23 protein-coding genes are annotated in these 21,718 nt (G+C 69.2%); 6 read left to right on the top strand and 17 right to left on the bottom strand.

All coding sequences use genetic code 11. From position 1 onward, the window contains the following. The first annotated feature begins 65 nt into the window (after positions 1-65). The 4 genes from EDD31_RS14100 to EDD31_RS14085 all read left to right on the top strand — a co-directional run bounded on the left by EDD31_RS14100 (position 66) and on the right by EDD31_RS14085 (position 4,164). The gene (locus tag EDD31_RS14100) at positions 66-1,946 is read left to right on the top strand and encodes an HNH endonuclease signature motif containing protein (RefSeq protein WP_123304708.1); all 1,881 of its coding nucleotides are present in this window, start codon (positions 66-68) and stop codon (positions 1,944-1,946) included. Between the two features lie 169 nt (positions 1,947-2,115). Beyond that, a complete protein-coding gene (locus EDD31_RS14095; RefSeq protein ID WP_123304707.1) occupies positions 2,116-2,631 on the top strand; it encodes a hypothetical protein in 516 nt (171 codons plus the stop codon). A 146-nt stretch (positions 2,632-2,777) separates the two neighbouring features. Further along, positions 2,778-3,323, top strand: a complete 546-nt coding sequence (locus tag EDD31_RS14090; protein ID WP_245991235.1) for a DinB family protein — start codon at positions 2,778-2,780, stop codon at positions 3,321-3,323. A gap of 91 nt (positions 3,324-3,414) precedes the next feature. Further along, positions 3,415-4,164 (top strand): class I SAM-dependent methyltransferase, encoded by a 750-nt coding sequence (locus EDD31_RS14085; RefSeq protein ID WP_123305601.1) that lies wholly within the window; start codon positions 3,415-3,417, stop codon positions 4,162-4,164. Between the two features lie 21 nt (positions 4,165-4,185). Here the strand turns inward: EDD31_RS14085 and EDD31_RS14080 are convergent, their stop codons facing one another. Then, positions 4,186-4,860 (bottom strand): pentapeptide repeat-containing protein, encoded by a 675-nt coding sequence (locus EDD31_RS14080; RefSeq protein ID WP_123304705.1) that lies wholly within the window; start codon positions 4,858-4,860, stop codon positions 4,186-4,188. 26 nt (positions 4,861-4,886) lie between these two features. Next, positions 4,887-5,600, bottom strand: a complete 714-nt coding sequence (locus EDD31_RS14075; RefSeq protein ID WP_123304704.1) for a hypothetical protein — start codon at positions 5,598-5,600, stop codon at positions 4,887-4,889. Between the two features lie 121 nt (positions 5,601-5,721). On the opposite strand from EDD31_RS14075, the gene mgrA reads away from it, so the two are divergent. After that, the gene (gene mgrA, locus EDD31_RS14070; RefSeq protein WP_123304703.1) at positions 5,722-6,768 is read left to right on the top strand and encodes an L-glyceraldehyde 3-phosphate reductase; all 1,047 of its coding nucleotides are present in this window, start codon (positions 5,722-5,724) and stop codon (positions 6,766-6,768) included. A gap of 30 nt (positions 6,769-6,798) precedes the next feature. Here the strand turns inward: mgrA and EDD31_RS14065 are convergent, their stop codons facing one another. Next, positions 6,799-7,680 (bottom strand): hypothetical protein, encoded by an 882-nt coding sequence (locus EDD31_RS14065; protein WP_148058961.1) that lies wholly within the window; start codon positions 7,678-7,680, stop codon positions 6,799-6,801. A 234-nt stretch (positions 7,681-7,914) separates the two neighbouring features. Here EDD31_RS14065 and EDD31_RS14060 point away from each other — a divergent pair, with 234 nt between their 5' ends. After that, entirely contained in the window at positions 7,915-8,271 is a 357-nt protein-coding gene (locus EDD31_RS14060; protein ID WP_123304701.1) for an RNA polymerase-binding protein RbpA, read from the top strand. A 94-nt stretch (positions 8,272-8,365) separates the two neighbouring features. Here EDD31_RS14060 and EDD31_RS14055 read toward each other — a convergent pair whose 3' ends face one another. From EDD31_RS14055 to EDD31_RS13990, 14 genes are all read right to left on the bottom strand, one after another. Next, on the bottom strand, positions 8,366-9,112 hold the full coding sequence (locus EDD31_RS14055) for a polyprenol monophosphomannose synthase (RefSeq protein WP_281270449.1): 747 nt from the start codon (positions 9,110-9,112) through the stop codon (positions 8,366-8,368). 35 nt (positions 9,113-9,147) lie between these two features. Continuing rightward, positions 9,148-10,761, bottom strand: coding sequence for an apolipoprotein N-acyltransferase (gene lnt, locus EDD31_RS14050; RefSeq protein WP_123304700.1), 1,614 nt, complete (start codon positions 10,759-10,761; stop codon positions 9,148-9,150). Positions 10,762-11,156: 395 nt separating this feature from the next. Continuing rightward, a complete protein-coding gene (locus tag EDD31_RS14045) occupies positions 11,157-13,499 on the bottom strand; it encodes a DEAD/DEAH box helicase (protein ID WP_123304699.1) in 2,343 nt (780 codons plus the stop codon). Positions 13,500-13,509: 10 nt separating this feature from the next. Continuing rightward, the gene (locus EDD31_RS14040; protein ID WP_123304698.1) at positions 13,510-14,475 is read right to left on the bottom strand and encodes a diacylglycerol/lipid kinase family protein; all 966 of its coding nucleotides are present in this window, start codon (positions 14,473-14,475) and stop codon (positions 13,510-13,512) included. Next, positions 14,472-15,317 (bottom strand): twin-arginine translocase subunit TatC, encoded by an 846-nt coding sequence (gene tatC, locus EDD31_RS14035; protein WP_123304697.1) that lies wholly within the window; start codon positions 15,315-15,317, stop codon positions 14,472-14,474. Before tatC ends, EDD31_RS14040 begins: the two co-directional genes overlap by 4 nt. Positions 15,318-15,365: 48 nt before the next feature. Next, complete coding sequence (tatA, locus tag EDD31_RS14030; protein WP_123304696.1) at positions 15,366-15,632, bottom strand: Sec-independent protein translocase subunit TatA; 267 nt, start codon at positions 15,630-15,632, stop codon at positions 15,366-15,368. 101 nt (positions 15,633-15,733) lie between these two features. Beyond that, on the bottom strand, positions 15,734-16,054 hold the full coding sequence (locus EDD31_RS14025; protein WP_123304695.1) for a hypothetical protein: 321 nt from the start codon (positions 16,052-16,054) through the stop codon (positions 15,734-15,736). Positions 16,055-16,064: 10 nt separating this feature from the next. Beyond that, positions 16,065-17,066 carry a helix-turn-helix transcriptional regulator gene (locus tag EDD31_RS14020; RefSeq protein ID WP_123304694.1) on the bottom strand — a complete coding sequence of 334 codons (1,002 nt, stop codon included), beginning with the start codon at positions 17,064-17,066 and terminating at the stop codon, positions 16,065-16,067. Then, positions 17,059-18,123 carry a helix-turn-helix transcriptional regulator gene (locus tag EDD31_RS14015; protein ID WP_123305590.1) on the bottom strand — a complete coding sequence of 355 codons (1,065 nt, stop codon included), beginning with the start codon at positions 18,121-18,123 and terminating at the stop codon, positions 17,059-17,061. The genes EDD31_RS14020 and EDD31_RS14015 overlap by 8 nt, the downstream gene beginning before the upstream one ends. A gap of 9 nt (positions 18,124-18,132) precedes the next feature. After that, positions 18,133-18,594 (bottom strand): PH domain-containing protein, encoded by a 462-nt coding sequence (locus EDD31_RS14010; protein WP_123304693.1) that lies wholly within the window; start codon positions 18,592-18,594, stop codon positions 18,133-18,135. 5 nt (positions 18,595-18,599) lie between these two features. Next, positions 18,600-19,439: an ATP phosphoribosyltransferase gene (gene hisG, locus EDD31_RS14005; RefSeq protein WP_123304692.1), complete on the bottom strand. Its 840-nt coding sequence runs from the start codon at positions 19,437-19,439 to the stop codon at positions 18,600-18,602. A 67-nt stretch (positions 19,440-19,506) separates the two neighbouring features. Further along, positions 19,507-19,770, bottom strand: coding sequence for a phosphoribosyl-ATP diphosphatase (locus tag EDD31_RS14000; RefSeq protein ID WP_123304691.1), 264 nt, complete (start codon positions 19,768-19,770; stop codon positions 19,507-19,509). Between the two features lie 17 nt (positions 19,771-19,787). Next, on the bottom strand, positions 19,788-20,897 hold the full coding sequence (locus tag EDD31_RS13995) for an ABC transporter substrate-binding protein (RefSeq protein WP_123304690.1): 1,110 nt from the start codon (positions 20,895-20,897) through the stop codon (positions 19,788-19,790). After that, complete coding sequence (locus EDD31_RS13990) at positions 20,894-21,691, bottom strand: ABC transporter permease (protein WP_123304689.1); 798 nt, start codon at positions 21,689-21,691, stop codon at positions 20,894-20,896. The genes EDD31_RS13995 and EDD31_RS13990 overlap by 4 nt, the downstream gene beginning before the upstream one ends. Between the last annotated feature and the right edge of the window lie 27 nt (positions 21,692-21,718).

Raw genomic sequence — 21,718 nt, 5'->3', positions numbered from 1 at the left:
CGGCACTCGGCGAGGTCGAGCGAGAATCCCTTGCTGTCGAACAAGTGTTCTAGTAGAGTAAGGCTATGGATGGGGACCTGCCGGAGCGCGCGACCGACGCGGTTGCCGAGCGCGTCGCGAGCAGTGCGCCCGATGAGCGCAACGAGGCCATCCCTCCCCCGGGCGATTGTTGCTGGGATCCCGAGATCATCTGCGTTCACCTCCTCCTAGCCGAAGCACAGTGGAAGCGCGAGGAGGCCGAGTGGCGCCAAGCTGAGCGGCGCGCGCAGCGCAGTCAGAGAGGTCTTCGTGGTGGGCGCCTCGCTGCCCGGGCCGCTGAGCTTGAGTGGCTCGACGAGTGCGAAGACGCCGAGCCTAACGACTCCGCGGCCATGCGGACCGCGGAGATCGTCGCATCGGCAACAGCGGCGCTGGGCAAGGACTTCGCCGTGCTCGGCTCGACTCCCGGCGGCCCGCAGCTGGCTCAGTTGCTCGCCGGCCTGGACAGGCTCGATCCACGGCTCCTCGATCGCGCCCAACAACTCGAACTCGCCGCCGCAGCCAGGCGTGTCGAGGCCTGGGCCGCCTCGATCACCGTCGCAGCCGCTGGCGCGATGGCAGAACCACCGTTCGGCCACGACCCCTCACCTGCCTGCAAGTCCACTGCCACCGACCTCGCCATGCGCCTCGGCATCTCGAGCTATCAGGCCGGGAAGCTCGTCAAGGTCGGGGCCGCGACTGCACGCGTCCTCGCCGGCATCCGGGAGTCACTCGCTGCCGGCGAGATCGACTACTCCAAGGCGCGCGTGCTCGTCGAGAGCCTCGATGAGGCTCCAGCCACGGTCGCGTGGGCGATCGAGCGCGATCTGCTTCCCGCGGCTCCGGGGATGACCACCAGGCAACTCCAGGAGGCCGCGCAGCAGGCTCTCACCGAAGTCGACCCGCAGGACGCCGAGAACCGGCACGTCAGAGCCCGTTCCGCCCGGCACGTCTCAAGCACCCGGCTCCGGGCTGACGGCATGGCCTCGATCACCGCGGTGCTCCCCGCCGAGGACTGCGTGATGATCGACCATACGCTCAGGGCGATGGCCAAGAGCGCTCGGCACGACGGAGATGGCCGGACCACCGATCAGCTGCGAGCCGACGCCCTCGTCAGCCTGACTGCCGCCGGGATCCTCACCGGCACCACCGATCCCATTGAGCAGCTGAGCCACGGCTCGCCCGGCTCCAGCCAGCAGCCGAACCCTCTTGTCCACGAGATCCTCCGCGCACGGCCTCATGAGCGCTTGGCCGTCACCAGGCCCGAGATCCGTGTGAACATCCCCTGGGACGTGCTTGATCAGCTCCGTTCCGCTCCGTCGGAAGCAACCTCCCACTCGGGTCTGGATGCTCCGACGATCGCCCCCGGGGCAACTGGCGCTGCCCACGAATCTCAGTCGTGCGGGTCCTCCGGGTTCACGCCAGCGGGCGCTGGAGCGAGGGACGCTCTTGAGTCACACCGGCTTGACGACGTGCTCAACAGTTCGCCGACGCCTGCGGCTCAACTCACCGGCTATGGCGCGATCCCTGCCGTCACTGCGCTGTCGCTGCTCGCGGTCGGTGCGCTACGGCGCATCGTCACCAAACCTGTGGGCGGGGAGGTGCTCGATGTCGGACGCAGACACCGGGCACCGCCTCCGCGCCTGGCCGAGCTGGTCCGATACCGGGACGGAACCTGTACTCGCCCGGGCTGCACCAACCCGATGGAAGAACTCGACCACATCGTTTCCTGGGGCCACGGTGGTGCCACCGACGCAGGGAACCTCCAGGCACTGTGCTCGAGTTGCCACAGTCTGAAGACTGAAGGTCGACTGCGGGTCGTGCGCATTGGGGACCGTCTCACGTGGCTCACCAGCACGGGGCACGCCTATACCCGCACCGCGCAAGGCGGCGCACAACTGGTCAGCGTGGGTGAGCCGCCCTACTAGCCATCTGGTACCTCGAGTCCAGGTTCGGAGTGCGAGATGCCTCCCGGTCTGCGACTCGTTATGGCACTCCAAGGGATGATGCCGCCGTCATCCATGGGGATGAACTCCGGGGTATCCCATCCGGCTACCGGGCGATGAATCGCCACCTGAGCCTCCCTATGCTCGAAATATGCAGACACTGAGATCCCGACAAGCCTCCATCGCGCCCCTCGGCATCGTGCTCGCCACGGGTGCGCTCCTGACAGGATGCGGCCTTGCCGAGGACATTGCCGACTCCTTGGACACCTCCAACAGCAAGCTCCATCACGTCGATACGGGTGCCGAAGGCAAGGAGTCCGGGCTGTTGGCCGACTGGGTGCCCGACGACGCCGAGGATGTCCATGTCCTACAGCGCACCACCGGCAGCGAGCGGCTCCTCACTTTCGAGTACTCCGGAGGAATGCCGTCCGAGTGCCTGGAGATCGACACGGTGGGAAGCCCCACGCAGGAGGAGTTGGCGGCAGCCTACGAGACCGACGCGCGGACGCGAGACTTCGAGGTCACCCAGTGGAGCACCGAGCCGACCATGCAAGCCGAGTGGTGGTCAGCCGGCCACGAGTCCAGGACCACACACCTGTGTGGCCGGTGGTGGGTGAGCGAAACCGAGGGAGTCTTCCACGCCTTCGCTGCCGAACTCAACGGATAACTGCCGACCCCGGAGCGATGCATCGAAGGGCCTGGCGCAGCCCATCTCGCAGCCAGCCTGGACATGGCTCGGGATACCCCCGTCTGACGGCCATAATGGCCAGCGGCTCGGCAGTCGGCGGGCCGTTGAGCGAACAGGGAGTACCCGTGGCGACAGCGAGCATTGACGATCAGGGCCGAGCGGAGCCGCCACTCTCAGGCTCCGAAACCGACATCCTCCTCGGCTTCCTGGAGTTCCACCGTGCCACCTTCGCGTGGAAGTGCTCAGGGCTGGACAGCGAGGGGCTCAACGCCACGATTCCCAGCTCGGAGATGACCCTGGGTGGCATGATGAAGCACCTCGCCGGAGTCGAGGACTACTGGGTGGCCGAACGGCTCCGAGGTCTCGAAGCCCACCCGGTCTGGGCGGAAACAGACTGGGCCTCCGACCCGGACTGGGACTGGAACTCTGCCGTCCACGACTCCCCCGGAGAACTCCGCGCCCTCTGGGAAGCCGCCGTCGAGCGCTCTCGTGAACTCACCAGCGCAGCATTGCGCGAGGGCGACCTCGATCAGCTGGCCGCGCAGCGCTCCGAAGGCCAGGACGGCCCCACCCTTCGCTGGATCCTGGTGCACCTCATCGAGGAGTACTCCCGGCACAACGGGCACGCCGACCTCCTCCGCGAGGCCATCGACGGCCAGCGCGGCGAGTGAGGCACTGACCTCACGGGGAGGCAGAGTGTCCGGCTCAGAGTCGACGGACACGCACATCTGCTCGGCTGCCGGCCTTGGTAGCCTCCGGGGCGTGGCTTCACGTGATGATCTGTCCTTGTCCTTCGGCGCAGCAGCCGGCGCCTACGAGGCGGGACGACCCAGCTACCCCGCGGAGGCCGTGGCATGGCTGCTTGAACCGGCAGCGAAGCTCAGCGACCAGCCGAACGTGATCGACGTCGGGGCCGGCACCGGCAAGCTCACCCGGGCGGTCATCGAGCGCGGAGCCGAGGTCACCGCCGTGGAACCCGACCCGGAGATGCTGGCCGAGCTGCATGCCGCACTGCCCCAGGTGCCGTGCCTCGTCGGCACGGCGGAAAGGATGCCCGTGCCCGATGCCAGCGCCGAAGCGGTGGTCGCCGGCCAGGCCTGGCACTGGGTCGATCCCGTCGCAGCCTCGAGAGAATGCGGCCGCGTCCTGCGCCCCGGTGGCGTCCTGGGCCTGGTGTGGAACGTCCGGGACACCGACGTGGAGTGGGTGCGGCGCCTCGGCGAGATCATGCATGGCAGCGCCGCAGAGCAGATGATCGCCGACGACGCCGTCCGCATCCACGACCCCTTCGGCACTGTCGAGCGGAACCAGTGGCGATGGGAGCGCTCAATGACTCGCGCGCAGTTGCTCAGCATGGTCCAGTCACGGAGCTACGTCATCACCGCCGCGCCCGAACGTCGCGCAGCGATCGAAACCGCCCTCGACTCCTTCTTCGACGAGATCGGCCTCACCGCGGAGACGTCGATCTCACTGCCCTACGTGACCCATGCCTTCCGCGCGCTCCGCAACTAGCGACGGAAGCGTCACGATCTTCTACTCCACCACCCTGAGGCCGAGGTGACTGGCCAGTAATGGCGCGAGCAGCAACAACTGGGCGTGGGAGATGGTCACACCCGCCAATCCGGCAAGGTTCACGATCTCATGCAGCTCCGCGCCCCTCAGGTCTACATCGGACAAGGTGGCACCGTGCACGTCCAGCCGCCCGATCCTCGTGCCGGTGAAGTCCACGCGGGCGGCGGTGGCGCCCATGACGTCGAGGTCATCGATAGTGCAATCGGTGAAGGCGACATCGCGTAGCTGCGCGCCGCGCAGGTTCAGGAAACCGATCTTGCAGTCGACGAAGTGCACCGAGCGCCAGTCGGCTTCGTAGAGCTCAGCCGATCCGAGACGAGACTGCCGGATCTCGACATCGGTGAACTGTGAGCGCGGCCCGTGCACGCCCGGCGCCTCCACCCGCTCGAGTATCGACTCCACCAGTCGAGCCCCGAGAGACTCCCAGTGGCCCACGCGCAGCCCATCGATGTGGATGCCGTCCAAGATGCGATTCGGCGCCAGCCGCAACGTCTCGAAACTCAGATCCCGGAAGTGCAGGTTCTCCAGGTCGTCGTCATCGACGCTCAGATCACCGCTCACCCCGGGTGTGAGCTGCTCGAGCCGGGGGGTCTCGACCTGCGGGGCTGCGGGCTGGTCACTGCGCTGATCGGCCATGTCCGGGACGCTAACAGTGACCACTGTCAGCGTGTGTTCGCGTCGTCCCACACGTGCCGGGGAATCAGGGCGAAGAGTTCGACGAGCAATCGCAGCGCCCGCTCGGTGGAGGGCGGATCGATAAGACCCTCGCGCCAGAGCACCAGCTGATTGCCGTGAATCAGGAGATTGCAGCCCTGCGTGTCCGCGCGCTTGAGGCGTTCGATCATCTGCGGGTTGGCGATGCCGTAGGCCGTACGGGGATCCCTCGCGGTGACCCGCCACGAGGCATTGAACTCCTCGTCCTCGAAGGACATCCCTGGCCGCGGATCGGTGGGAGCCTGACGCATCTCCATCGGCGGGAGAGCCGCAGGCAGCGTGATGGCCACGATGTGCCAGCGGCGCCGGGGCCGCGCGTCACTCTTGTATCGCTCACTGTAGTCCCACGCCGCCGCATCGAAGGAGCCGAAAGTACCCCGGGCTGCGCCGTCCGAGCGCGGCGCGGTCCCCGCATGACCAAGGTTCTCAGGATCGGTGAACGGGCCGCCGCGGAGCGTCTCGTGCCACGTGCACGTTCCGCAGTAGCGCCAGCCCACAGATCGCGCCCACTGCTCCATGTGCCGGTATCTCTCCCGGACGGCGCGAGGAGTGCGCCGACCACGGAGCGCCACCAGGACGATCAGGCCCACGGCCACCAGCCCAGGGACAAGCAGGGCCACCGCGGCGACTGCAATGAAGAGCCACATCGCGGGCGAATCCATACGCTGCTCCCCCTTCGCTCGACCTGCCACGTCACGCCGAGGGTAGCGCCCGCGCGCCGTGCTTGCGCCCGCGCGCCGTGCTCGCGCCGAAGCACACGCAGCCCGGCGATAGGCTGCGAGGATGCACACCCCCGCCCCTGATCGGTACGACCGCCTGCCCGTTCGCCGCTGTGGCCGTAGCGGCCTGGATCTCCCCGTGATCTCCCTGGGCCTGTGGCACAACTTCGGCGAGTTCGACCGGCTCGCCACCCAGCGAGAGATCGTCACCCGCGCCATCGATCTGGGCATCACTCAGATCGACCTGGCGAACAATTACGGCCCGCCCCCCGGCTCGGCCGAGACGAACTTCGGTCAGATCCTGCGTGAGGACCTTGCCGGGCTGCGCGACGAGCTGGTGATCACCACCAAGGCCGGATACGACATGTGGCCTGGTCATTACGGCAACGGCGGCTCCCGCAAGTATCTTCTCGCCTCCTTGGATGCCTCGCTGAAGCGGCTCGGAGTGGAGTATGTCGACATCTTCTACAGCCACCGCTTCGACCCCACCACTCCCCTGCGGGAAACGCTCGGCGCCCTGCGCACGGCGGTGGAGTCCGGCCGAGCCCTGTACGCGGGCATCTCCTCCTACTCGGCCACCCGCACGCGCGAGGCGCTGGCCATCGCCGCGGAGATCGGCCTGGATCTCCTCGTGCACCAGCCGTCCTACTCCCTGCTGAACCGCTGGATCGAGCGCCCCGATGACTCCGGGGAATCGTTGCTCGACGTGCTGGGGGATGCCGGTATGGGCGCCGTGGTCTTCTCGCCCCTGGCGCAGGGTCTCCTCACCGACAAGTATCTCGATGGAGTGCCGGCTGGATCTCGCGCCGGCCGCGGCGCACCCTCGTTCCGCGAGGATCACCTCAAGGAGGAGAACATCGCCAAGGTGCGCGCGCTCAACGAGATCGCCCAGCAGCGCGGCCAGACCTTGGCGCAGATGGCCGTCGCGTGGGTGCTGCGCGATGAACGTGTCACCTCGGCACTGGTGGGGGCATCCTCCGTGGGTCAGCTCGAGGACACCGTGGCCGCAACGCAGCACCTGGACTTCACCCAGGATGAGCTCACGCGGATCGACGAGTACGCAGACGAAGGTGGCCTGAACATCTGGGCGCCTCGATCCTCGGACCTCTAGGGCCGGCGCCGGCGCCGGCGCCGCGACCAGTCAGTCCGACGTGGTCGCCACTGTCTGAGGGTCCTGCCGGGAACGCGCCGCGAACACCGCACACACGGCCGCCGCACCGAGAGTGACCGGCGTGAGCACCATGAACGTCACATCGTAGGTGGAGGGCGTGTGCGACATGGCGCCCAGCGTCGCCACCACGGTGAGGGCGTTCACCGCGGCGAGCAGCGCGCAGGCCCCGGCGATCACCGCACTGGCCCAGCGCGCCGACCTGGCCTTGCTCGCCACCATGCAGGCGGCGACCACGGGCAGGCTGGTGGCCAGAGCCGAGAACACCAGCGCCGCGAGAACATCACGGACCGGGGAGAAGAGCATCGAGTCGGCCAGCATGATCACCACCGGTGCCACGCCGAAGGTCAGGGCGCTCAGGGCCGCGAGGGACGCGACCGCCACAGGTGCCCCCGAAGGAGGCGCTGCGTCGTCGGACAGGCCCTGGATGAGTACCATCGCCGCCACTGGCAGGAGCAGGATGGCGGCAGCCGCGCCGGAGACCACGAAGACCCCCGCACCACTGACCGCCATGAGCGTCAGCACGATGAGCGCGCCGGCCGTCTGTGCCAGGCCGATCATCCCGGCGATCCGGGCGAAGAGCGGCGAGCCCATCATGGCCGCGCCGGCCAGCAGGGCTGCCGTTCCAGGCATAGCCGCCACCGTGAGGCCCGAGAACAGATCGAGCACGGCGGTGTGCTCCACCACCCCCTGTGCCAGCGGGGTCACGACGCGTTCGACCGAGAAGAAGATGCCACGGAGTGCGTACCAGCTCGAGAGTGCGAGCAACACCACGGCAGCCAGCACCCATCGGGGAGCACCAGGTGTGGGAGGCTGGTCCGCTGTTGGCCTTCTCGCCTCAGGATGCTGGGTCATGGAAGCCACCGTAACGATCCCCACCGCCACAGGATCGGAAGCGCGACCTCATTTGGGCTGAAGTCACACTTCCGGGCTGCTGATCGGGAACATCAGCACACCGTAGGGCGTTGTTATGGGGAGTAGCTAAGTAGGTGGGATGGCGCTGGTCTGGCCGGCCGCCGTCACACCACCAGGTGCCGTGGGTGCGTCAGTGCCCGCGGTCAGCACCATCAACGAGCGAAGGAGATGCTCATGGCGGAACGATCGCTGCGCGGTATGAAGATCGGCGCAAACAGCCTCGAATCCGAGGACGGTGTGGACTTCGCGCCACGGATGATGGCGTATTACAGCTGCCCGGATGAGCACAGCTTCGAGCTGCCCTTTTCGGTGGACGCCGAACTGCCCCCGGTCTGGGAGTGCAAGGTCTGCGGCAAGGAGGCGCTGCTGAAGGACGCCAGCAAGCCCGAGCCGAAGAAGCCCATTAAGCCTCCGCGCACCCACTGGGACATGCTGCTCGAGCGCCGCTCCGTGCCCGAGCTTGAATCGCTGCTCGAGGAGCGTCTCGAGCTGCTCCGGTCCGGTGAGCTGCGCGGTCGCCGCAGCGCCTGATCCATCGTCGAAGGCCCCCGATCCAGCCGGATCGGGGGCCTTCGTGGTTCACAGCCGGTGGGTTCGTGGTTCTCGGCCGGTGGGTACCTGAATCTCAGCCGGTGGTCCTGGCGTCCCGGCGCCGGCGGAAGAGGCCGGCCAGCTGGCGCGCCCGGTGCCGGGCGCCCCAGGCCGTGGTGCGCCACAGTGCCTCGGCGACAATCGCACGGCTCATCTTGGACTGACCTTCCCGTCGCTCTACGAAGGTGATCGGCACCTCCACCACGGTGCCCCCGGCTCGCTCGATCCGCCACGCCATATCGACCTGGAAGCAGTACCCCTGCGACTGCACTGCACTGAGGTCCAGCTGCTCGAGTGCCTCGGCCCGGTAGACCCGGAAGCCGCCCGTGGCGTCGTGGACGCTGATCCCGAGTGCCCCGCGCACCCAGAGGTTGCCGCCACGCGAGAGCAGCTCGCGTCGCCGGGGCCATCCCTGCACCGCTCCCCCGGGTATCCAGCGTGAACCGAGCACGAGATCCGGAGCGTCGCTGTCCTGGGCGCGTGACAAGAGCGCGCCCAGGTCCTCCGCACGGTGCGAGCCGTCCGCATCCATCTCCACGATCCAGCGGTAGCCGCGCTCCACGGCCCAGGCGAAGCCGGCGAGATAGGCACGGCCGATGCCCTCCTTGCCGGGCCGATGCAGCACATGGACGGCGCTATCGGACCGCGCGAATCCGGCGGCCAGATCTCCGGTGCCGTCCGGGCTGGCGTCGTCGACCACCAGCAGATCGACCTCGGGGACCTGCTCGCGGACGGCACCCATCAGTACCGGCAGAGACTCCGACTCGTTGTAAGTGGGCACGATGACGAGGGTGTGACTCTGGCTCAACGACGAGCTCACTTCGCTCCCGGCCGGCGCCGGCGCGCGCGGCGGTCCGAGACGGTCTGCGCCGCGCCCGCCACCACCACCAGCACGGCGACGCCGGCGAAGGCTGCCACGGGCGCGGCCCCCAGTGTGGTGGCCAGCGTGTGGGACGTGCGCAGCGGAACGGTCTCCAGCATCTGCTCGGCCGTCCAATGCCCGGTCCGGGACTGGTAGACGCCGTTCGGGGTGACCACCGCACTCAGGCCCATGGTCGAGATCTGCACCACCGCGCGGCCATGCTCGACGGCGCGGAAGCGCGACATGGCCAGCTGCTGGTCCGAGAGATCGGTGTCCCCGAAAGACGAGTTGTTCGTGGGGACGATGATCAGTTCGCCACCGGTCTGCACGCCTTCGCGGACCACGCCGTCGTAGGCGACCTCGAAGCAGATCGCCACCCCGAACCGCACCTCGCGCTCGAGCCGCTCGATCGGCACCGGCATCATCGCCGGGCCATCGCCGGGCAGCATGTCGACCACCACACGATCCACCTGTTCGGTGAACATGCGGAAGAAGTCGCGGTAGGGCATGTACTCACCGAAGGGCACCGGGCGCTGTTTCGCGTACACGGCGCCTTCCACCGGGCCGGTCCCGGCCTCCCACAAGATGATCTCGTTGTACCGCGCACGCTGGCCGGGGATGTCCGGGTGGTCCAGGAAGCTCTGCGTGCCCAGCAGCATGGGCGCTCCGACCGCCTGAGCGGCCTGTTCGACCATCGCCGCAATCTCCGGGTCAGTACGAGGGTCGATGTCCGCGGAGCTTTCCGGCCACAGCACGACGTCGATAGCGCCCTCGTCCACCCGTGCCACCAGGTCCTCCGTGCCTGCCAGGTGGTTGCCGGTGACCTCGCCGGCGTCGGACCACACCGCGCCGCGTTCGCGAGGCACATTCCCCTGGATGGCGGCGAGGCGCAGGGAACCCGTTTCTGCTTGCGAGGGCAACGGCACCAGCCACGGGCCGAACACCACGCCGGCGGCGAGGAGCAGCAGTACCGTCGCTCCCCCGAAGCGGAGCCTGCGAATCGAGACCACGGTCATCGCGAGTGCTGCACCGGCGATGACCACGGCGGCAGAGACCACGGGCGTAGAGCCCACGGAGGCCAGCCGGAGCAGAGGGGCCTCGGTCTGCGAGAACGCGAGGGCGCCCCAGGGCAGGCCACCGAAGGGCCAGCGCCCGCGCAATGCCTCCACTGCGACCCAGAGCACGGCGAGCACCAGCACGTGCAGCCAGGGCTGCTCTCGCACCATGCGGATACGGCCGGCCAGCACGGCCGCTGCCCCGAACAGCCCCATCATCGCGGCCTGTGCGATGGACAGGGCGATCCAGCCGATCGGTTCGCCGACAGACTCCGTGGCCCACCACACGTGCGGGAGGAAGAAGGTCAGTCCGAAGGCGAAGGCAAGAAGGTACCCCCACGGCACCGAGTCCCGCCGCAGCGCCAGGACCAACAGGGCGACCCCCACATACGCCAGAGGCCACCACGATCGGTCCGGGAAGGCGGCTTCGGTGACGACCCCGCCGAGCAGTGCGAGCACCAGGCTGAGAACTCGCCCGGGGGCGCGGGGGCCACGAGGGCTTGCTGCAGGCACCGGACCACCTTACGTGCCGAGGTGGAGGACAGTGGGGCGCAGCATGCGGCACCGCTCACGGCCAAGCGGACGACCCGAGAGCCCACGCACGACGTCCTGACACGCTGACAGGCCCGCGCGCCCCTCGGTCCGACCAGTGGCCAACCACCGGTGCGTTTTCTAACGAGCGCGCGGGCCTTGCCGCGTGGGTCCCACACGGGCGCCACCGCACGAAAGCGGAGACATCCGAATGCGGAACAGAGCACGAACGTAGTCCGCGCAGTGCCTGGCCGACAAGTCCCTGACACCGCAGGTCAGCGGCGTATGCGCTGGTCAGCGGCACGCCGGGAACCGGTCAGTTTTTGGAAAAATCCGGCGTGTCGCAGGTGTGTCGAGACTGCTGTGACGTAAGAGAATCAGACACTCGACCAGGCAACGACTCCGCGACGCACGAGCCCCGTGGCTTCCTCCGCGCGAGCGGCCAGCGGCCCTCCTTCAGCGGCACGGGCGAGCTGGTCGAGCACGTCGAGGATCTGCTTGCACCAACGCACAAAGTCCCCCGCGCCCAGCTCAGCGATCTGGAGCACCTCGGCCAAGGGAGCGCCACCGGCCCACTGATGCACGGCCGCCACCAACCCGGGGTCGACGGCGGCCCGCTCGGGCACGCCAGAGGCGCGTTCCAGGTCGGCGAGTTCCGCGGCCAGTCTGGTGGTCGCGCGCAAGCCCTGAGCGAGGATCCCGTGCTTCCCGCCCGGCAGGGGGCCCGGCCCGCGGGGCTCCGGGTTGCGGGCCTCGTAGACCACGGAGGAGACCAGGGCGGCCAGCTGCGGCGCCTGGAGCTGGTCCCAGATGCCCTCGCGCAGGCACTCAGCGAGCAGGAGGTCCTTCTCCGCATAGATGCGGCTGAGCTGGCGCCCGGCGTCGGTGACCGTGAGATCGTCGCCGGCCGGGGTGACGTAGCCCAAGCTCTCCAGTACCGTGCAGATGCGGTCGAAGTCCTGCGCAATGGTGCCGGTACTACGTTCGATGCGCGCGAGCAGCCGTTCGTGCTCGTCAACGGCCTTCTCCCACCGGCGTTCCCACCGCTCCCGGGTCTTCCCCCCGGACTCGCGCATGGCTTGGGCATATCCTTCGATGGCCTCGGACAGTTTGCGGGCCTGGCGGGCCGGTCCCACCACACCGCGGTCGGCCTGGAACTGGGCGAAGGAGGTCTCCAACACTTCGCGGGCCTGCATCCGTCCCATGGAGTCGAGCAGGTTCACGGCCATGTTGTAGGTGGGGTGGAAGGCCGAGCGCAGCGGATAGGTGCGGCGGGAGGCGAGCCCGGCCACCGCAGCCGGATCGATCTCGTCGCTGTAGAGCACCACGGCGTGGCCTTCGACGTCGATGCCGCGCCGCCCCGCCCGGCCGGTGAGCTGGGTGTACTCCCCCGGCGTGAGCTGCACATGGCCGGACCCGTTCCACTTCACGAGCTGCTCCAGGACCACGGAGCGCGCCGGCATGTTGATGCCCAGTGCCAAGGTCTCGGTGGCGTAGACAACCTTGACCAGCCCGGCGGTGAAGAGTTGCTCGACGGTCTCCTTGAACACCGGCAACAACCCGGCGTGGTGGGCCGCGACGCCGTACTCCAGCGCGCGGGCCCACATGTCGTAGCCGAGGACGGCAAGGTCCTGGTGGGGCACGCCGCTCACGGCCTCCTCGACCACCTGGCGGATCCGTGCCCCCTCCTCGGCGGTGGTCAGACGCACGCCGGTCCGCACGGCCTGCGCCACGGCGGCCTCGCAGCCGGCTCGGGAGAACACGAACACGATGGCCGGCAGCAGGTTCTCGCGATCCAGGCGCTCGATCACCATGGGCCGCGGCGCAGGACGCACCCGGGGCGCCAGCTGGGGTCGCTGTCCGCGCCCCTCGCGCCGATCTCGTGAACGGCGCTCATGGCGCTGCTTCGCCCCGCCGCTGCGTCCGCCGCGGCGCGTGTTGCGCCCGGTGCGCTGCGTCTGCCGGATCGCTTCGAGCAGCTCCGGGTTGAGGGCCAGATCGTGACCGCCTCGGCCTGCCTCACCGCCGACGGCCTCGGCCCGCGCCGCGTAGAGCGGGTGCAGCCGGGTGCCCACCATCATGTGCTGCCACAACGGCACTGGCCGGCGTTCGGAGACCACGACGTCGGTGCCTCCGCGCACCTCGGACAGCCAGTCGCCGAACTCCTCGGCGTTGGAGACCGTGGCAGAGAGCGCCACCAGCTGCACGTTCTCGGCGAGATGGATGATGATCTCTTCCCACACCGGGCCGCGGAAACGGTCCGCGAGGTAATGCACCTCGTCCATGACCACGTAGCGCAGCCGTTCGAGAGTGGGTGAGTCGGCGTAAATCATGTTGCGCAACACCTCGGTGGTCATCACCACCACCGGGGCCTCGCCGTTGATCGAGGTGTCACCGGTGAGCAGGCCAACGTTGTGTTTGCCGTGTGCAGCGACCAGATCGAGGTACTTCTGGTTACTCAGTGCCTTGATCGGGGTGGTGTAGAAGGCCTTGTAGTCACCGGCCAGCGCGAGGTGGACGGCGAACTCCCCCACTACGGTCTTGCCCGCCCCGGTGGGTGCGGCCACGAGGACGGCGTGACCGTCCTCCACGGCCCGGCAGCCACGGACCTGGAAGTCATCGAGCTCAAAGTCCAGTTGCCGCCGGAAGACGGACAGTTCGGTGGCCTCCTCCTTCTGGCGGGCGCGGAAGGCGGCGTAACGCTCAGCGGCAGAGGTCATGCAGGGAAGGCTACGTGGTGCCCCGCGGGGCGAGCACGCCGACCGCGAGCGGGTGCACATCACACTGGACGGGGAGGTCCCGTAGCGGTTCGCCGTCGGCGAAGGCCATCGGCGGCGGGGCCCCGAGTTCGGGCATGGCCTCGATGCGCACGGAACGTGCGCGGCGGACATGAACCTCGGGGTGCTTCAGGTGCGACCCGGTATAGAGCCGCGGGAACAGCGCGGCGATCCGGTGCCGCGACAGACCAGGGGCGAAGACGACGTCGAGCATGCCGTCATCCGGCACGGCCTGGGGGGCGATCTTCATGCCGCCGCCGAAGATCCCCGTGTTTGCCACCGCCACCAGCGTGCCGTCGGACTCCCACACCTCGCCATCCATGGTGACCCGGTAGCCATAGGGCTGGAAATGGCCGAGTTCGGCTCCGACGGCCCTGAGGTATCGCCCGGCGCCGCTCGGCCAGCGCAGCTGGTTGGCGCGGCCCGCCACGGCCGCATCCAGCCCGCAGGAGAGCACGGCGAGGTACCAGTACTTCACTGGTCCGCCAGGGCCGGAGACGCCCACGGCGTCCACGAAGCGCACTCCGCTCTTGCCGTCCTGGCGATCAGCGAGGCCTTCGCGCACGATCGCCAAGGAGGCGGCGACGTCATGACGGGGCAGGTCCAGAGCCCGGGCGAGGTCGTTGCCGGTGCCGGAGGCGATGATTCCCAGCGGCACGCCTGTGCCGGCCACTACGTTCACGCCCCCGTGCACCGTGCCGTCGCCACCCACGGCGATGAGGGCCTCGATCCCCTCGGCCAGCCCGGCGCGCGCCCGGCGGATGGCGGTGACCAGGTCTGGTCCGGAGAGATCCATCGTCTCGAAACCGTCGGCGGCCAGGCCGGCGAAGACCTGCTCGCGGATTTTCGCCCCTCGGCCCTTGCCGGAGTCACCGTTGAGCAGCACCCCGACCTTGCGCGCCGCTGCGCGAGTGCTCACCCGCGTGCCGTTCCGGCGTCCGGGGCGCTGGAGTCGACGGCACTGGCGTCGACGGCGCCGGCATTCGCAGTGCTGGCGTCGACGGCGCTGCCATCGGGATCAGGGTCGGAGCTGGACAGGCCGAACTCGTCCTCGGGCGGCGGGCGCTTGCCGATGATCCACTCCCGGATGAAAGCGATGCCGATGGCCAGGAAGAAGAGGGCGGTGATCGCCGAGCCCATCACGATCATCGACCACGCATCGGGGAGCGGATTCGCCATGGCGGTGAAGGTGAAGGACACCAGCACCGCCCACCGCCAGCCGCGAAGCATGGCGCTGGCCGAGATGATGCCGAGGAAGTTCAGACCCACCATGAACAGGGGCAACAGAAAAGCCACGCCGAAGAAGATCGTGATCTTGAGGAAGAAGGAGAAGTAGTACGAGGCGTCTAGCAGGTTCTCGGACATCTCCGGTGCGAAGCCCAGGAGGATGCGGATGGCGCGCGGCAGAATCCACCAGGCCAGCATGCCGCCGCCCACGAAGAGGATCGAGCCGGCGGCGATGAAGGCCGCCGAGTAAAGCTTCTCCTTGCGCTTCAAGCCGGGGGCGATGAAGGCCCAGATCTGTCCGAACCACCACGGCGTGGTCAGGAAGACCCCGAGGAGCGCGGAGACCATCAGGCGCAGGTTGAAACCCTGACCCACCCGAGTGATCGTGATGCTCCCGATGTCGTCAAGCGGGGCGGTCATCTGGTCGTACAACGGATCGAAGAGGAACCATCCGCCCACGGTGCCGAGGGCCACACCGATGAAGATGAGGACCATGCGCTTGCGGAGTTCCCGCAAATGGGCGCCCAGGGGCATCCGCCCCTCCGCATCGCGGCGGCGGGACGACGACGTGCGCGCCACGCCCTAGGAGGTCTTGGGCGGGTGACTGGCCGAGTCTGGAGTCGTGTCTACCCGGTCGGTGCTCGACGGCGTGTGGTGCTGCGGGGCGCCAGTGCCCGGCGTGCGATTCACGTCGTCCTCGTCGTCCTCGCGCAGCTCGCGGACTTCCTTCTTGAAGACCTTGAGCGACTGTCCGACGCTGGATGCCACCTTCGGCAGTCGAGAAGCGCCGAAGATCAGCACGATGATGAGCACCAGGATGAGCAGGTGCATCGGGCTGAGATTCCCCATTGAGGTCACACACCTTCGGTCGGAGCCATTGTGGCTGGTTGCTCCACCAGGCTACTCCACCTCTGCGCCTGGCAGGGCAGAAGCGCCGACCGTACCGGGTCTCAGGAGATGATCTTGGCGTCGCGCCAGCGCGTCACTGCGCGGTCCAGGCGGCGCCGGCGGGCGAACTCGCGCTCCTCGGCGATCCGCTCGCGGGTGGCGACGGCGACCTCAAGGGTCTCGGGCTCGCCGAGCGGACCCGGGCGGTGATCGATGCCCCCGATGCCCTCTGCCAGCGCGGCCTCATCGATGCGCGCAGCGAGCTCGGAGGCCTCCCGCGCTGCGGCCGCCAGCGCCTTGGCCTTCATCCACACCCGCCAGCCCAGCCAGGCGAGCAGCGCGAGCGCGCCGAGCACGAGCGCCGTCCAGATGATCCACCACATGCTTGCTACCTTACGGCGCGGAAGTGTCGAAGGGATGGCCGAGCTGCTCGTACTCGGCGAGTGCGGCCCGTGCGCGGGAGGCGACGTCGCGCCCCACCTCGGCCGGCGTGACCCCGAGAACGTGCTCGCCCAGCGAGAGCAGCAGGTTCGTGGCCCAGGCGCGATCGCCGATGCGCACGGTCAGGAAGAAAGAGCCCTCCGGGCCGTCGGTGACCTTCTCCGCCGGCACTTTCTCCGCCACCCACCGGGCCGCCGAGGCCAGATGGATCGTGGCACGCAGCGCATCAGGGCTCTCTCCCGGCCCGCTGCCCTGCTCGGATGGCGTGAGGTCCGGGTGCGCAGCGGCCTCCTCGTCGAGGATCTCCAGGGCGAGGATGCGGTCGAGGCGGAAGCTTCGCGCGCCGCGGGCCCGGTGGCACCAGCCGCGCAGCACCGGAACACCGCCGTCGTCGTGCAGCATCACCGGGTCAACGGTGCGTTCGGTGACCGCATCACCGGCCGAGACGTAGCGCAGCCAGACCCGGTGCTTGAGGCGCAGCGCCTCGCGGACCGACTGCTCGCGTTCCTGCAAGGCGGGATCGGAATCCCGCGCCACGACAGTCACGGCCTCGGCGGCCGTGGCGCTCTCACCCGCGGCACCGATCAGCTTGGCCAGTGCGGAGTCCAGGGCCCCCGGCGCCGCTTCTCCGGCGGATTCGCGCAATCGCCGTAAAGCGACGATCAGCGCCACTGCCTCGCCCGGAGCTAGGCGCAGTGGCCGGTCCATCCCGCGCGCCTCCAGCAACCGGATGACGCCATGGTCGAGGGCATCGGCGTGAAAGTCGATGAGGTCGTGCGGAAGGTAACCCGGGGTGCCGGAGACCCAGAGCAGGTTGATGTCCGCAAGAAGCTGGCTCTCCGCCACCTCGAAGTGCGCCGCGGCCTGCGCCACCGGCACCCCCTCGGGGTGTTCCGCCAGGTAGGCCACCAGGGCGAGCAGACGGGTCAGCCTCTCGGGCGTGCGTTCAGCCATGGCCGGGCTCCTCTCCCCCGGGCGCCACAACCGGCGCCCACTCGGCGGCGGTGTCCCGATCCAGGGCGGCAGCTGCGCGCAGCCGCCGCAGCACGGCCTCCCGCACCCGCTCGGGCCCGAGCACCAGTACAGCCGGTCCGTACGGGGCGATGGTGGCGGCGGCGGACTCGGCGTCCTCGAAGGGAAGCTCCAGCACGTCGCGGTCGGCGAGTGGCCCGGACGGGGCGTCGCCGGTGGCGCCGGCGGGCTGCACCAGCTGGCTGCGGCTGCGCAGCGCCGAGGCACGCCCGGGCAGGATCGCCACCCGGGCAGTGCCCTGCTCCCCGCTGCGAGCGGCAAACATGTCCGCCAGATCCAGCGATTCCGGGGGCGTGAAGGCGCCGGGTTCGCCGACGGTGCGGATGCGGCCGCTGATCCGGGAGAGGCGGAAGGCCCGTGCGGCGTCGCGGTCGCGGTCACCACCGATGAGGTACCAGGCGTGCGCGCGGGTGATCAGGCGCCAGGGTTCGACCTGTCGCTTGGTGGTCTCCCCGGTGCTGGCGGCCCGGTAGGTGAAGCTCACCGCCTGACGGGTGTCGATGGCGGCGAGCAGGACCTCGAAGCGGTCCTCGGTCTCGACCCCGCCCTGTCCCGCCAGACGCAGCACCACACCGAGGTCCTCTGCGGCGGAGGACTCGGCCACGGCGCGCAGCTTGGTCAGGCCCCGGCGGGCGGCGGCCCCGAGCGCGGCGTCCTCCCACACCTGTGCCGCCAGGGAGAGCACGCCGATCTCGGCGGGGTCGAGTTCGACCGAGGGCAGGGCGTAGCCACCGGTCGCCACGCGGTAGCCGATGTCGTCGCCGTGCACGGCATGGGTGGAGGTGGTCAGTGGCACGCCGAGGCGCCGGAGCGTCTCCTTGTCGCGTTCGAAGAGCCGCTCGAAGGCTTCCGGGCTCGCGGAATCGCCGTAGCCGGCGACCTTCTCGCGAATCTCGGCCTTGGTCATCCACCGCCGGGTGTTGGCCAGGGCGATGACTAGGTCGAGCAGCCGCTCGGCCGGGTCCACGCGCGCTGTCATGCTCACACGCTATCGCTGCTCATCGTTCGTCTCGTACAGCTTGACGAGCGTGGCCAGCCGGGAGGCCTCGCGCTTGCCGTGCTCGCCGTCGGCGCTCTGGATCGCCATCACCGCGAGAGTCTCGCCGTCGATGAGATCGAGGCGCACCCACGGATCACCGGAGCCGAAGTTCACGCCGAGGATCTCTGCCCAGTCCAGGGTCCGCGAGTGGATGAGGTTGCGGACCGCCAGGCCGGAGGCAGTGGGGCGAGCCGAGACCGAACCCTGCCGGTAGATGAACCAGCAGATCCCGCCTGCCAAGGCTGCCGTGAACAGCTGATCGACCAGGCCGAAATCCCCTTCGGAGACGCCCGGCATCAGGACGATGACGGCGAGGGCGCCACCCACGGTGAGCGCGATCAGCACCCCGGCCACCCACCGTGCCGCGCGGGGGCGGAAGGGGGCGAGGAGCTCGGCGGGCAGCTGGCGCATGGCGGCTAGATGCGGCAGGCGTGGATGGAGGTGACCAGGATGGCGCGGGCGCCGGCCTCATAGAGCTCGTCCATCACCCGGTTGGCGGCGTCCTTGGCCACCATGGCCCGCACCGCGTAGGAGGCGCCGTTGTGCAGCGGCGAGACGGTGGGCGACTCGAATCCCGGCGTCACCCGCACCGCGTCCTCGAGCTTCTCGGCGGAGACGTCATAGTCGATGAGCACGTAGGAACGGGCCACCAGCACGCCCTGCAGGCGGCGATCCAGCACCGATAGCTCGTTCTGCGTCGCCTTCTTCGAACGGATCAGCACCGCCTCGGACTGCAACAGCGGTTCACCGAAGACCTCCAGGCCGGCGGAGCGCAGGGTGGACCCGGTCTCGACCACGTCGGCCACGACATCGGCGATGCCGAGCTGGACGGCTGATTCCACCGCACCGTCGAGGTGGACCACCTTGGCCTCGACGCCGCGTTCGCGGAGGTAGTCCGCCACCAGCACGTCATAGCTGGTGGCCACACGCTTGCCGGCGATCTGCGCGACGTCGTCCATGGTCCCGGCCGGTGCGGCGAAGCGGAAGGTGGAGCGGGCAAAGCCCAGGGCGCGATGTTCAGTGGCCTCCACCCCGGAGTCCAGCAACAGGTCACGGCCGGTGATACCGGCGTCCACGGTGCCCTCGCCGACATAGACGGCGATGTCGCGCGGGCGGAGGAAGAAGAACTCGACGCCGTTGTCCGGGTCGGGCAGGACGAGTTCACGTCCGCGCCGGCGCCGGTAGCCGGCCTCGGCGAGCATCTCGGCGGCGGGTTCGGACAGTGAGCCCTTGTTGGGCACGGCAATGCGCAGCACTTGCGGCTCCGGGTCTAGATCTGGGGCGGGACGGGAGGATGGGGCGGTCGACGGCGGGTCACTGGGCTCACAGATGTCGGTAGACATCGTCCAGGCTCAGGCCCTTGGCCACCATCATGACCTGCAGGTGGTAGAGCAGCTGGGAGATCTCCTCGGCCGCCTCGGCCTCGGACTCGTACTCGCAGGCCATCCAGACCTCGGCGGCCTCTTCCACGATCTTCTTGCCGATGGTATGCACGCCGGAGTCGAGCTGGGCCACGGTGCCGGAGCCCTCTGGTCGGGTGGCGGCCTTGTGCTGCAGCTCGGAGAACAGTTCCTCGAAGGACTTCACGCCCGGGAGCCTATCGCTCACGGCAGCGCGGAGTCGGTCCACAACTGCTCTGCGGGCAGGTCGCCGGAGGCGATGCCGTGCTCGGCGAGCAGGTTGAGGGTGGCTTGCCAGGCGTGAGGATCCTGCCGGCCGAGAGCGCCCAGGTCGCCCGGGTCCGCCGCCGGGTCCATCTCTCCGAAGAGCGGCACGGTGGCCTCCAGCGCGCTCAGCGCCGCGGTCCGGCCGTCCTCACGGTCGAGGTCCGGCACGTACCCGGCGGAGATCTCCACCGCGGCCTCCGGGTCCTCGATGACATCGCGCACCCCGCGCAGGGTGGCCTCCACGGCGGCAGCGACGGCATCGCCCTGCTCGGTGAGAGTCTCCTCCAGGGTGATCAGTCCCACGCCAACCAGGGACTCGGCCGGTACGGAGATGGTGGCGATCTCGTAGCCGTTGTCCTCCAGTCGCACGGCGTCGTTGTTCAGGTAGCCCATCGCAGCGTCGACATTGCCCGCCATCAGATCGGCCTGCTGGGTGAAGCCGATCTCCTCGATGGTGACGTCGTCCTCGCTCAGGCCGGCGTCGTCGAGGATGGCGAGCAGGCCGAACCACGTCTCCCCGTAACGCCCGGGCACCCCGATGGTGGCGCCCTGGAGATCCTCAGCGCTCGCGATGCCGCTCTCGGCCAGGGCGATCAGGCCCACCGGGTGCTCCTGGTAGAAGGTCGCGACGGAGACCAGCGGCTCGGCGGAGTTCAGGCGCTGCTCGGCGGCCTCCGCTCCCCCGGCGTAGACCAGGTCCTCCTGGCCGGCGATCAGCGAGGTAAAGAGTCCGCCGTCCCAGCCGTGGTGCTCCAGGGTCACGTCCAGGCCTGCCTCCTCGTAGTAGCCGCGCTCCAGGGCCACGTAGAAGGGTGCGAACTGGATGTCCTCCACATAGGTCAGCCCGATGGTGAGGCTGGAGTGCTCGAGGTCGTCGGCGGACGGGGCGTCGTCGGTGGGCTCGTCACCGGTGGTCTCGTGCTCCTCCGTAGTGGGGTCCGGAGTGGGCTCGGCCTCGGGGTCGCCCGGCGACTGGTCTGCGGCGCAGGCGGCCAGCGTGGCGAGCGGGAGGGCGGCAGCCGCAACGAGCAGAGGGAGGCGTGTCATGAGTTCTCTCCGAGGTAGTGACGAGAGCGCCGCTCCGCGGCACCCAGAACGATGTAGACGGCGGTGGCCAGCAGGCAGAGCACCACCAGGACGGTGAAGAGCCCTTCGGTGTCGCCCGAGCGCGAGCGGGCGGCGATGAGGGAGCCCAGGCCGCGGCCCCCCATCACGAACTCCCCCACCACCGCACCGGTGATGGACAGCGTGAACCCCGTCCGCAGGCCGGTGAGCAGGGCGGGGAGGGCCAAGGGGATCTCCACGCGCAGCAGGAAGGCCGCGCCGGAGGCGCCGTCGAGGCGGGCGGCGTCCAGCACATCTGGGTCCAGGCCGCGCAGGCCGAGCACCCAGGTCATGAGGATGGGGAAGAAGACCATCAGGGCGCAGAGCACCACGATGGGCAGGGAACCGCGGTTCAGCCAGAGCACGAGCAGCGGCGCGAGTGCGACCGCCGGGAGCGCCTGCGAGGCGGCGATGTAGGGCCCCAGTGCCACGGCGGCGGTGCGACTGCGATACACGAGATAGCCCAGGGGCAGCGCGAGCGCGGCACCGGCCAGGCACCCTGCCACCGCGCGCAAGGCGGTCGGCCAGGTGTAGGACCACAGCAGCCCCCCGGCATCCTCACTCAGGCGGACGGCGACCTCGGAGGGTGCGGGCAGGAAGAGCGCAGGAACGGCGCCAGAACGGGCGACGGACTCCCACAGCGCCAGGGCGACGGCGCCGAGCAACACGGGCGCGAAGGCGCGCAGCAAGGTGCGCGGGCGTCGATCCCGGGCGGCGCGCGTCAGCGTGGCGGTCATGCGTCCTTCCGATCCAGCGTGGACCGG

It is taken from the genome of Bogoriella caseilytica (assembly GCF_003752405.1).
Classification (GTDB): domain Bacteria; phylum Actinomycetota; class Actinomycetes; order Actinomycetales; family Actinomycetaceae; genus Allobogoriella; species Allobogoriella caseilytica.
This window is presented reverse-complemented; position numbering and strand designations above follow the sequence as displayed.